The organism is Verrucomicrobiia bacterium, from assembly GCA_035946615.1.
In the GTDB taxonomy this organism is placed as follows: Bacteria; Verrucomicrobiota; Verrucomicrobiia; order Limisphaerales; family UBA8199; genus DASYZB01.
In genome coordinates this window covers 1-11,258 of record DASYZB010000090.1, presented here as the reverse complement: position 1 = coordinate 11,258, position 11,258 = coordinate 1, and the positions used below count along the sequence as shown (strand labels likewise).

Below are 11,258 nucleotides of genomic sequence, written 5' to 3'. Positions count from 1 at the left end.
TTCCTGACATTCCAAGGGCTGAACACGCCGCCCACCGCCTTAACAATTTCGTCAGCGGTCATCGGTTTTTCGTTCGCGGTGAGGATTTCGGCGATTTTGGCCTCGGCCCTCGGTTTCAACGATGCCGGTTTCCACGACGGGTCCAGGTCACGGATTTGACTGGCCATATCGGTCAACTCCTTGGTGATCTCGGCGTATCGATCCTTGAGCGGTTGAGCGAGGCTGACACGCTGCTGTTCTAATTCGGCGATTTTCGCGTTGATGTCGGCCAACGCCTGTTGCGGTTTGTTTCCAGTCCCAGTGTTTTTTGTATTGGTTTTCATACTGGCTGGACTTGTCCGCAGCGGTTTCGTCCCTGTCAACAGCAATGCCTGTTAATGGAAAATCAGTCGTCGTCCGACTCCGCTGTGAACCAGCCACGCCGCTTCGATGGAACAAACTTGTCTGACGCCGGAGCACCATATTTGGGATGAGAGTGGACTTCGCGAAAGTGTTCAAAGTTCTTTAAATACACTCTATAGCACCGCTCGACCCTCTGAACCTCTGACGTGATTGAATACCCAGCCCTGGAGAGTTGTCGCCTTTCCCTCCAATCGACCTGGTCCGGCGTAGGTGGTTCCATGATTTCGTATGGCCAAACCAGAATCTTTTCAACACACCCTCGGATGGCCTCTCGCAGCCTGAGCCTCATTTCATTCGCCTCGGCACTGGTCGTTTGTTTCGCGGTCGCTACCAGTGCCTTCAAATCATTCAACTTGTTTCGCGGAGTGGCCTCCTCCGCCTGCTTTGTAATCAACTCTGCCAGCCGCTTTTCATCCTCGGCTTTTTGGGTTGAAATCCGCTCCATCATCCTGACGAGTTCTGGAATCGGCTTTCTCTTGAGGGCAATCCCTTCGCCGAGATTGTTTAGCCTCGCCTCTTTGTCCAAAACAGACGCTCGTAGTTCCTCGATTGCCTCGGCGGTCGGATTTCCGTTGCCCGCTGACTGTAAAGCGGCCTTCAGGTCCAGTTCCTTCACGAAAGTAAGGAATGACGTTTCGAGCTCGTCGTATGGATATGCCACGTATCGGCACTTAAACCCCCGGCGAGCATTATCGCACACGAGTTGAGGGTAGCGGGGGTCCTTTGATACCGAAACCATTGTTCCGTGACAAAACCCACACTTGGCAATGTGAGAGAAAAGATTGCGAACAAACTTTCCGCGTCGGCCTGAACCGGCAACCCTGCGTTGCTTCTGTCGGTATTGAACCGTGTTGAACAATTTGTCAGAGATGATGCGGGGAAAGTAATTTGGAATCGCTTCGCCAACCGGCTCTCGTTTGCCTCGCGTAATGTACTGGCACGGCTGAAACTCTCCCAGCACCGCTCGATTGATGATAATCCGAGCGACCACACTCGCGTGCCATGAATTGACCCTCCCAATCCCTGGCACCTTTTCTTGATTGAACAATTTGGCTATGGAGCCGTTCCCCATACCGCCTTTGCTCAACCCGAAAATCCGCCGCACGGTTTTCACGTGCTCCGGAATCTCCTCGAAAATCCCTGCCTTGCGATTCAGGCGGAGCCATGAAGGACAAACTGCTGTTAGCGGTTCGCTGGCTGCGTTCTTCCGCTTGTTGTTCCAAGCGGCCCGCACTCTTTTCCCCTTTTGAAGCGATTCATCGTAGGCCCGATAGAAATACATTATGGAGAGCATCAAATCCATTGGGCTGTTCAGGCTCTCCTTTGTGAACCGCTTCCCATCCGTCAGCGTAATAATGTCGATTCCCTTTCGGAGTATGCGTTTGAACAACTCCAACGCATCATCAATCTGTGCTCTGCTGAGCCTGTCCAGGTTCTCCACGATGAGACAACTTCCCTTGTCGATTTTGCCCTCATCGATGGCCTTCAGAAACGCTCCGAGCCTGCCCTTGTGAATGTTGTCGCCGGTGTAACCGGAGATGCCCAAATCGCGGTAGTTCACCTCCTGTAATTTCAGCCCGTGCTCCGCACAGTACTCGCGTGTGGCTTCCAGTTGTCGCCGAAGCGAATCACCCTCCATTTGTTCTGGACGGGAGAACCGAATGTAACTGTATGCTTTCACGCAAGGAAAGGGTATCAAGGAAAAGAGGTCATATCAACCCAATACTTGTCATCGTCGGTTTGCCGGATGCCGCAGTTAAGGAGTCGCGCGACCGCGTAATGACGGCCCTCATCAATTCGGGGTTCGCTTTCACCTTCGGTCGGACGACCATTAATTTAGCGCCCGCCGACGTCAAGAAGGAAGGTCCGAGCTTCGATTTGCCGATCGCAGTCGCGATGGTGGCAGCCAGCGAACAGATGGAGAGCAACCAACTCGACCGGTTCGCGATGGTGGGCGAGCTTGCCCTTGATGGTGCCGTGCGCGCTGTCAAAGGTGTGCTGTCCATCGCGTTGAGCGCGCGGGCACAGGGCAAGACCGGCGTGGTGGTGCCGCCGGAAAACGCAGCGGAGGCCGCGGTGGTCTCAGGGTTGCAGGTCATCCCGGTCCAGAACCTGCGTGAGGCGGTGGGATTTCTCGAAGGCGAAGTGAAGATTTCGCCTGTGCGGGTGGACGTCGCCAGGATATTCAATGAGGACCATGAAGATGAGATCGACTTTTCCGAGGTCAAAGGCCAGGAATCCGTCAAGCGCGCGCTGGAGATCGCCGCCGCCGGCGGCCACAACGTCCTTTTGATCGGCCCGCCTGGCACCGGCAAATCGATGCTGGCCAAACGCCTGGCGACCGTCCTTCCGCCGCTTACGCTGGAAGAGGCCCTCGAGACGACAAGAATTCACAGCATCGTTGGCCTGCTTGCCCCGGGCCAAGCCCTGATTACTCGCCGTCCCTTTCGCGCGCCCCATCACACCGCCAGCGACGCCGGTTTGCTGGGAGGCAATATCAATCCCACTCCGGGTGAAATCTCCCTGGCCCATCACGGGGTGTTGTTCCTGGACGAACTGCCCGAATTTAAACGGAGCGTTCTGGAAACGATGCGCCAACCGCTCGAAGAGGGCCGGGTCACCATTTCGCGCGCGGCAGGCACGATGACCTTCCCCTCGGAATTCATGCTGGTGGCGGCGATGAACCCCTCGCCGGACGGCAAAATGCCTGGCGAAAGCAGAAGCTCGCCGCGGGAAATCCAAAACTATTTGGGCCGGATTTCCGGGCCGTTGCTCGACCGCATCGATCTGCACATCGAGGTGCCCGAGGTCAAATTCCAGGATATCACCAGCGAGAAGGCCGGCGAGAGCTCGGCTCAAATCCGCCAGCGCGTCATGCAAGCGCGGCAACGCCAGCAACTGAGGTTCAAGGACAAACCGAAGATTACCTGCAACGCCCGCATGGGAAGCAAGGAACTGAAACTCTATTGCGCGCTGGATGAATCCACCATGGAACTGCTCAAATTCGCAATGTCCGATCTCAACTTGAGCGCGCGGGCTTATGACCGGGTCTTGAAGGTGGCTCGGACGATAGCCGATTTGGCGGGAACCGAGAAGGTCTCGAGCGATCACATCTCTGAGGCCATCCAATACCGCTCGCTGGACCGCCAGTTGTGGACGTAAACAAAGTCCGCCGCCAGGCGGGACCGCAACTGCAACACGCGGATTTCACAGGGCAATCCTTACCTGGCGGGGACTATTGCTGCATGGTTTCCCGGCACACGACCAAGGGTCGTGGGCCGGACCATAAATGCCTTCCGGCAAGGAAGACAAATCTTGGTGGGGTAACTGCCAGCGGCTCTCCAGTTGTTGTCAACTTGGATTGCCGGCTTGAAAGTCTTCCGCCAACTCCTGCGCCTCAGTCCCTAGAGAAACCCCTTGAGCATCCCGCAACCCCGCACTGCGCATGGTCGTGGTAAACAGTTCCAGGGTCAGCCCTCCGGCTATCAGCGCCAAAATACTGAGCGAAACATCGATCATCGCTCCACCGTAAGCATCACAAGTGCCAAATCTCAGAGCTGAATAAATGGCAATAACCCAAGCCCCAATGACAAGGCCGGTTCCAAACCTCTCAGGAGACGACGTAAGGAGTCTCTGATCCAGATTGCCTATCGCCGCCTTTGCGTCAGCCAGAAGATGCTGATCAAAGACTCCTTACGTCGTCTCCTACACTCAGGAAATCGCGGCTGGTTGCTTAGACTTTGTCATTAGCCCAGGCATCCTTTGCTGCCCCTTCTGAAACTGCTGTGTCCTTTTTTGAGACACCTCTTCTTGGCAAGACACAAGGGAATTCCAGCGCGGAGTATTTTGACCAGACCCGCAGTCTTTGGTAAGGTGGACATGGGCCCGACGCGCCGGAGCGGGTCGCTGCCAAACCACATGAACAAATCAGACTGAATGTCTCTGACTGTCGTTGCAATCTGCCTGGTGGCGATCGTTAGCCTCTACTTTTACAACAATCCACTGAGGCATAACCGCTGGTACCTCGTCCGGCGATTCATCAATTGGTTTCCTCTGGGGATGACCTATGCCTTTCTTTATATGGGGCGATACAACCTGAATGTGGCCAGGAACGCCATGGGTTCTCTGATGTGCAAGGAAGACTTCGGCTGGATTTTCGGGGCCGGGACAATAACGTACGCCCTCTCGTTTTTGGTCAACGGCCCGCTGGTGGACCGGATTGGGGGAAAGAAGGGGATTACCATGGCAGCGTTGGGGGCTTCATTTGCCAATATTTTGCTTGGTATTTTGACATATTTGGCAATGACCAATCAACTGCGGCTCAAGGTGGTTTTCATTTTCTCGTTGGTTTACGCGCTGAACATGTATTTTCAAAGCTATGGCGCCGTCTCGATCATCAAGGTGAAGGCCTACTGGTTCCACGTCAGGGAACGAGGAGTTTTTGGGGCGATCTTTGGGACCCTTATTTCCTTTGGTGTTTATTTCGCATTCGATTGGGGGCAGGCCATCGTGGATATGGCCAAAGCAGGACCCGCGCGGGGAACTGGTTTGCTGCCGCGCCTGGTTCGAAGGGCCTTTGCTCTAAATCATCCGGCGGTGGATGCGACTTGGGCGGTCTTCTTCATCCCGGCGGGCATCCTGATTATTTGGGCTTTGCTGGATTGGTGGTTGATCAAAGATACCCCCGAAGAGGCTGGTTTTGCGCCTTTCGACACCCACGACGCCTCCTCGGGCCAGATGCACGTCGAATACAGCACCCGGGACCTGCTCCGCAAGGTTTTCACGAGCCCTTTGATGCTGATTATAGCGGCCATCGAGCTGACCTCGGGGGTCTTTCGCAACGGCATCACCCAGTGGTACTTCATCTTCGCCAAGGAAATCAAACAACCCGGCGCCGAGTTTTTCCTCAACCACTGGGGATTGCTGCTGTGCCTCTTTGGAATCGCCGGCGGCTTTGCCGGGGGACTGGTCTCGGACAAGTTCTTCCAATCGCGCAGGGGCCCTCCCGCCGGGCTGCTTTGCGGGTTCATCCTGGTGCTGGCCATTTTGATGGCGGCCTATTTATTCTCTGCGCCTCTGTTGGTCGGCTCGGCCGGCGTGCTCATTGTGATGGCGGCTATTGGAATTACAGCCATGATGTCGGGCACGGCGGCAACGGACTTCGGAGGGCGCAAAGCCACGGCGACTTGCTCGGGCATTGTGGATGGGTTCGCTTATCTGGGGAGCGGATTGCAGTCCATCTCCCTGGGCTACCTGACCACCCGCAACTGGCGCTGGTGGCCGGTGTTCCTGGTGCCTTTTGCCTTGGGCGGCGCGGTGCTGGCCCTTCGCATCTGGCATGAGTTGCCCACCGCCACACGGAGGTACATCGCAGAAGTGGAAAAGAAAAACCTTCCACTCGGCCAGCAGCAACTGCAGGAACCGGCCCGAGACCTTTGATTTGAATCTTTCTTTGCCCTGCGCAACAGGCGTCCCCCACCGTGGGTCACCGGTGCTTCAAGAACACGGTCAACAACCCTAATAAAGCGAAAAAGAAGAATACCGCCAGCACGATGACCCGGTTCCGTGCCACGCGCTTCTCATAGCGCAACGGGCGCAGCCCCTGAATCCCCCCGGCGGCCAGATAGCTGACGAGTTTGGGGTTCGTAGTCGAGGGCCCGCGAAAATGATTTCGAATCCGGCGCAGCAGCGCGGGCAAATCGTACTTGCGGACGCCCAGTTCGTTGTAATGGTCCGGGGTGGTGGCTTCGGCATGGGGTTTGAGCCGGTCCTGGTCAACCTCTTCGAAGATGGGCTCATGCAGAGGCCGGGCGGAGCTGGCCGAGGCGCGCGCGGGCGCGCTGGAGAGCGAGGCGGCTTGAGGAAGGGCTGTCGAACGCAGGCGCGGTGGAGGGGTCTGGCGTTGCAACCGCGCGTCCAACGTGTTGATCTGCGCCTCCAGGGTCTCTATCTCCGCATTGAGCGCGCGGGCGCGTTCGGAAATCGGGTCCGGCTTTTTTTTGAGCCATGCCATGGCGGCGGGCGGGTTCAGCGGCGCAGGAGCAAGGCCACCAGCAATCCCAGGCCAGCCAAGGCGACCAGTACTAGCGGCCAGGTCATCGCAAAACCAAAGCGGCACAATTCGCCGAAGCTATGCGCTCCTAACGGCGAGACAACCGGCGCGCCCGGCGCGGCGGCAATGGGGGCATCATCGGCGCGCACAGCCGACAATACCGGGAACTTCAGCCTCGCCCCATTCCATTCCATGCGCGCATTTTCCAATGCAGTCAATCCGCGGGTTAGTTCGACCGGGAAAGTGTCTTTGGTCCAGGTTTCCTCGTGAATGGCCTGCACCTTGCCCAGTGCGTCGCGCATGTCACCGAGGGCTTTTGCCATTTGTTCGGCATCCCGCCGCGCATTGAACTCCGCTTCCTCGAGCAACCCCAGCCCGCGCGTCAGGTTTTGAATGACTTCCTGCCGCCCGGTGTGGAATTCCATTTGGCGCCGGCGAGTTTCCTCGAGGGTCGCTCGTTCCCGTTCCAACTCTTCCTGCGCCCGCTTGAGCTCGGCCAGCTTTTGCTGCGTCTCAGAGACCTTGGCGTCCACTTCCTCCCGCGAAGGCGCGCGTGGGAATTGGCTCGCCACAGCAGAGTAGGGGGAGGGCCGTCCCTGCAGGTCCCCATCGATGAACTCCGTTGCGTCATAATCCGAAGGCATGCGGGCATTTTAATTGCCAGGCCGGACAGTGTAAAGCGGATAGCCATCCGGCCACTTCGGACGTTCCGCTCCCCCGGTGTCTTTTAATTTGAGTCAACTCGCCGCTTTCTCGTTTGCTCGCTTTACTTTGACCTCTCCTGACCGATGCTGCTAGGCTGCTCTTATGCGCCTCGCGCTCATCATCCTGGCGAGCCTCGCAGCCTTGACCTGCGGCGCCGCTGAACCCCGCTGGCAACACCTCTCGACGGCTACCGGCGATTTGCCTTTGCCTGGGCCTTCCACTCAGCAAACCGGGGCTTTGGTAGCCGACCTGGACAAGGATGGCACTAACGATTTCGTCGTTAGCTTCCGCCAGGTTGCCCCGGCCCTGGTTTGGTACCGCAGAACGGGGCGAGGGTGGGACCGTTACGTGATCGAACCCCAGTTTTTGACTGTCGAAGCCGGCGGCGCAGTTTATGACATAGACGGCGACGGCGATCTGGACATTGTTTTCGGAGGGGATTGGCAGAGCGATGAGGTCTGGTGGTGGGAAAATCCTTACCCGAATTTCGATCCTAAAGTGCCCTGGAAACGGCACGTCATCAAAAAGGGGGGCGCCACCCAGCATCATGACCAGGTGTTTGGAGATTTTCTCGGCGCCGGCAAACCGCAACTGGCGTTTTGGAACCAGGGCGCCAAGAAGATTTTCCTGGCGGAAATCCCCCAGGACCCGCGCCATGCCCAATCCTGGGAACTCACCGAGATTTTCTCCGGCGAAGCCGGCGAGGCGCACAATTCGGCTTTCAAGTACCCCGAGGGGATGGCCGCTTGCGACATCGACGGTGACGGCAAGGTGGACCTGCTGGCGGGCAACTTGTGGTTCAAACATCGTGGCGGAAAGAAATTCGACGCTATCCAGATCGGTGTGATGGGTGGGCGCGTGGCTGCAGGTAAATTCAAGCCGGGGAAATATCCCCAGGTCGTCATCTCGCCCGGCGATGGGGTGGGGCCGCTGCGTTGGTACGAATGCGTCAGCAACCCCGAGCATTCGAAGGATTGGGTCGGCCACGACTTAATCGACCGCGATGTCATCCATGGCCACAGCCTCCAGGTCGCCGATATCGACGGTGACGGCAACCTCGATATTTTTGCGGCAGAGATGGCCAAATGGACCGAGTCGGCCCGCCAGCCCGATAATCCGCGCGCAACCGCATGGATTTTTTACGGCGACGGCCAGGGCCACTTTCGGACAACAGTTTTTGCGACGGGCATCGGATTCCACGAAGCGCGAGTCGCCGATCTCAACGGCGATGGCAGAATGGACATTCTGGACAAGCCATACAACTGGGAGGCGCCCCGGATTGATGTCTGGCTCCAGCAAAACCCGGTGCTGAGGTGAATCCAACTCGTCCCTTGTTGGTAGGATTACACCCCATTGTGAAGTTTTTGCGTTCAGTTTATTTTGGCGCTCGCTCGCTTGAGGCCGGGTTACGCGATCTTGCTTCGAATTACAGGTTTGCAAGGACGTATCTCCCTTCCGAGAGCAGGCATAAAAACCAACTCCAAAACATTTAATCCACTTAAACCCCAAGCCGCCGAGCGGCCTGTGGCCCGGTTGACAAATAAAGGCCCTGCCAATGAAAACCAATCGTCTCCGACCCACAACCAGACCTGATGTTCCCCACCGGGGGGGGTACCCGCAACCGGCAATGTCAGCTTCAATTGCCAGTTCCCTCCTTTTTCTTCTGGCCTCATCCTGCGGCTGGTGTGGCGAATTGTCCTTAAAATATGCCCTTCCTGGCACCGATCATGGGGCGGTACACACCTCTCCTGCCATTCGGCCTTCTGACGGTTGGGTCTTCTTCGGCACCGACGACATGTCATCCCCCGCCAATTCGCGAGTCTATGCATACGACCCGGGCGTCGGCGAGGAGTGGGAATTCACGCTTCCCAATGGACAGCCGACATTCAGCTCCCCAGCTTTGAGCGCGGATGGGGCGACGCTTTCCTCTATAATCCATCGACGGGCACTATGACGGACTTGGGCCACATTATTGACAACGATGTCACCACAACGGGCCTCGGGATTAACATCGGCAACACGGTTGTGGGTTACCAGCAAAACGCTGGCGGCTCACAATTGGGATGGGTGTGGACCAAAAGCGCAGGAATGCATGAATTACCATGGTCCGGCCTCGGAGACTTCTACGCTTATGGCGTTAACGCGAGTGGGAAAATTGTGGGATACGGCATTGTATCATCTGGCTATTGGCATGCGCTGTACTGGCTGGATTCGTCGCATTCCTATCAGGATCTGGGGACCCTCGGGGGATATACGAGCTACGCCTACGGCATCAATGATGTCGGCTACATCGTCGGGCAAGCAGACACCTCAGCCGGCCCACATCACGCCTTTGTCGTAGTGGAGCCCGCATCCTCTCTTACCGATCTGGGGACGATCGGAAATGCGACCGGCAACAGCGTTGCTTACGCCATCAACGGGATTGGCCAGATCGTCGGCACCTCGATAGATACCGATGGCAAGAGCCACGTCTTCCTCAAAAACCAGCTCAGCGCATGGAACACGGGCTTCCAAGACCTGGGAACTCCATCTCCTACCTTCGCAGCCATTAATGGGCGCGGCCAGGTGGTGACCGGTGACAATCATATTTACGTTCCCGCCCTGGGCACAACCCTGCAACCTTTGGCCAACTATTTATCGAGCACGGACAAGGCAAACTGGACCTTGGAAAACACCGATGGAATTTCTTCGGACGGAACGGTTGTGGGCTGGGGTTACCACAGCGGAGCCGCCCACGCGTATATGATCCAGGTGAAATTATCACGCCGCGGACATCTCAGGTATTGATCAGGCGGAGTCGGCAGATTAGGCCGGCGCCTCGACACAAACAGACATCGGCGCGATCCTGCTCCAGTAGCGGCATGAGTGCTTCATGCATCGATGTTCATGAGCGGCCAGGCCGGGGATTGGCCTTCACGCTCATCGAACTGCTGGTGGTAATAGCCATTATCGCGATTCTGTCAGCCTTGCTTTTGCCCTCGTTAACCCGCGCCAAGAGCCAAGCCGCGGCTGTGGTTTGCCTCAACAATCTGGGCCAGCTCCAAATCGCCTGGCATCTTTATGCGCTCGATCACTCTGACACGATCCCGCCGAACTGCATGGACGAGGGTCAAGGCCCAAATTGGGTAAACGGCTTCATGACCTACGCCGTGGAATGGCTTGATAACACGAACACCCAGCTGCTGGTTGGGCAAGGGGTCACCGTGAGTGGAACGCAGACCGCAACGATGGGTGGCAGCATCGGGCCCTACGCACAATCGGCACACATCTATAAGTGCCCGGGCGACAAAAGCTATGCAACCATTGCCGGCCAACAATACTCCCGGGTGCGCAGTTACCAAATGAACGATCACCTGGGTTGGTACCTCGGGGCCAACGCTCCCGACTGGGAACCTCAACCCCACCCCCTGTACCGTTACTTAAAATTGTCAGCCTTTGAAGGGCATGGCGCGCCAGCCCAGACGTTCGTTTTCGTTGATGTGCATGAGGACAGCCTCTCAGGCCCAACCGGGGGCGCAGAATTTCTTGCCCCTTGCCCCCCCTGCGCTGGGACTAATCTTCCCGGCGTGGACGATGCGTGGTGGGAGCTTCCGGCGGCGCGTCACAATGGCGCCGGGGCGTTCTCGTTCGGGGACGGCCACGTCGAGCTCCATAAATGGGTGGACGCTCGGACCCTGGCGCCCGTTACCAGGAATTGGCTTTGGAACATCCGGCAGGCGAACAATGTGGACGTTGCCTGGGTGTGGCTGTGCGCCGGCAGCAATGGGCATCCCTGAGCGTGCGCGTTTATGATGCGTTTAGGATCTTGGATGAGCAGGTCGGTCTCGCATAGCGCAATCGTTGCTTGGACTTGCGCACTGGGCCTGCAAGCCCTGGCCCCCGGCCAGAGCGTCCTTTACTCTTTCACCAATTTTGTTGGCAATCCCCAAATGTCGGGCAGCGCGGACGGCGCTGGAAGGGCGGCGCTGTTCCTCCAACCATGGAGCGCCGCTGTGGGCGCCGACGGAACCCTCTACGTGCCGGACACCTATCACCATACGATTCGAAAGGTGACACCATCAGGCGTAGTGACAACCTTGGCTGGGACGCCCGGCGTCAC

12 protein-coding genes are annotated in these 11,258 nt (G+C 57.4%); 7 read left to right on the top strand and 5 right to left on the bottom strand.

From position 1 onward, the window contains the following. The coding region (locus VG146_13145; GenBank protein ID HEV2393294.1) for a hypothetical protein at positions 1-323 on the bottom strand (323 nt) is incomplete at its 3' end. Between the two features lie 62 nt (positions 324-385). After that, positions 386-2,083 (bottom strand): recombinase family protein, encoded by a 1,698-nt coding sequence (locus VG146_13140; protein ID HEV2393293.1) that lies wholly within the window; start codon positions 2,081-2,083, stop codon positions 386-388. On the opposite strand from VG146_13140, the gene VG146_13135 reads away from it, so the two are divergent. Continuing rightward, positions 2,074-3,564: a YifB family Mg chelatase-like AAA ATPase gene (locus VG146_13135; GenBank protein ID HEV2393292.1), complete on the top strand. Its 1,491-nt coding sequence runs from the start codon at positions 2,074-2,076 to the stop codon at positions 3,562-3,564. The genes VG146_13140 and VG146_13135 overlap by 10 nt on opposite strands. A 189-nt stretch (positions 3,565-3,753) precedes the next feature. Here the strand turns inward: VG146_13135 and VG146_13130 are convergent, their stop codons facing one another. Further along, positions 3,754-3,921: a hypothetical protein gene (locus VG146_13130; protein ID HEV2393291.1), complete on the bottom strand. Its 168-nt coding sequence runs from the start codon at positions 3,919-3,921 to the stop codon at positions 3,754-3,756. 417 nt (positions 3,922-4,338) lie between these two features. Here VG146_13130 and VG146_13125 point away from each other — a divergent pair, with 417 nt between their 5' ends. Then, positions 4,339-5,841, top strand: coding sequence for an MFS transporter (locus VG146_13125; protein ID HEV2393290.1), 1,503 nt, complete (start codon positions 4,339-4,341; stop codon positions 5,839-5,841). Between the two features lie 46 nt (positions 5,842-5,887). Here VG146_13125 and VG146_13120 read toward each other — a convergent pair whose 3' ends face one another. Both VG146_13120 and VG146_13115 read right to left on the bottom strand, forming a co-directional pair. Then, complete coding sequence (locus VG146_13120; protein HEV2393289.1) at positions 5,888-6,415, bottom strand: hypothetical protein; 528 nt, start codon at positions 6,413-6,415, stop codon at positions 5,888-5,890. A gap of 14 nt (positions 6,416-6,429) precedes the next feature. After that, complete coding sequence (locus VG146_13115) at positions 6,430-7,098, bottom strand: hypothetical protein (GenBank protein HEV2393288.1); 669 nt, start codon at positions 7,096-7,098, stop codon at positions 6,430-6,432. Between the two features lie 163 nt (positions 7,099-7,261). Between VG146_13115 and VG146_13110 the strand changes: the two genes are divergently transcribed. The 5 genes from VG146_13110 to VG146_13090 all read left to right on the top strand — a co-directional run. Continuing rightward, positions 7,262-8,476, top strand: coding sequence for a VCBS repeat-containing protein (locus VG146_13110; GenBank protein HEV2393287.1), 1,215 nt, complete (start codon positions 7,262-7,264; stop codon positions 8,474-8,476). Positions 8,477-8,786: 310 nt separating this feature from the next. Beyond that, positions 8,787-9,113: a hypothetical protein gene (locus tag VG146_13105; GenBank protein ID HEV2393286.1), complete on the top strand. Its 327-nt coding sequence runs from the start codon at positions 8,787-8,789 to the stop codon at positions 9,111-9,113. After that, positions 9,110-9,946, top strand: a complete 837-nt coding sequence (locus VG146_13100; protein ID HEV2393285.1) for a hypothetical protein — start codon at positions 9,110-9,112, stop codon at positions 9,944-9,946. The genes VG146_13105 and VG146_13100 overlap by 4 nt, the downstream gene beginning before the upstream one ends. A 74-nt stretch (positions 9,947-10,020) precedes the next feature. Beyond that, positions 10,021-10,935: a type II secretion system protein gene (locus VG146_13095; protein ID HEV2393284.1), complete on the top strand. Its 915-nt coding sequence runs from the start codon at positions 10,021-10,023 to the stop codon at positions 10,933-10,935. Positions 10,936-10,968: 33 nt separating this feature from the next. Next, on the top strand, positions 10,969-11,258 hold a 290-nt coding region (locus tag VG146_13090), incomplete at its 3' end, for a hypothetical protein (protein HEV2393283.1).

Excerpts from the sequence above, each read along its gene's own strand:
- VG146_13110 (HEV2393287.1), top strand. The coding sequence starts at position 7,262 with ATGCGCCTCGCGCTCATCATCCTGGCGAGCCTCGCAGCCTTGACCTGC.
- VG146_13120 (HEV2393289.1), bottom strand. The coding sequence starts at position 6,415 with ATGGCATGGCTCAAAAAAAAGCCGGACCCGATTTCCGAACGCGCCCGC.
- VG146_13130 (HEV2393291.1), bottom strand. The coding sequence starts at position 3,921 with ATGATCGATGTTTCGCTCAGTATTTTGGCGCTGATAGCCGGAGGGCTG.
- VG146_13125 (HEV2393290.1), top strand. The coding sequence starts at position 4,339 with ATGTCTCTGACTGTCGTTGCAATCTGCCTGGTGGCGATCGTTAGCCTC.
- VG146_13095 (HEV2393284.1), top strand. The coding sequence starts at position 10,021 with ATGAGTGCTTCATGCATCGATGTTCATGAGCGGCCAGGCCGGGGATTG.
- VG146_13105 (HEV2393286.1), top strand. The coding sequence starts at position 8,787 with ATGTCAGCTTCAATTGCCAGTTCCCTCCTTTTTCTTCTGGCCTCATCC.
- VG146_13115 (HEV2393288.1), bottom strand. The coding sequence starts at position 7,098 with ATGCCTTCGGATTATGACGCAACGGAGTTCATCGATGGGGACCTGCAG.
- VG146_13135 (HEV2393292.1), top strand. The coding sequence starts at position 2,074 with ATGCTTTCACGCAAGGAAAGGGTATCAAGGAAAAGAGGTCATATCAAC.
- VG146_13100 (HEV2393285.1), top strand. The coding sequence starts at position 9,110 with ATGACGGACTTGGGCCACATTATTGACAACGATGTCACCACAACGGGC.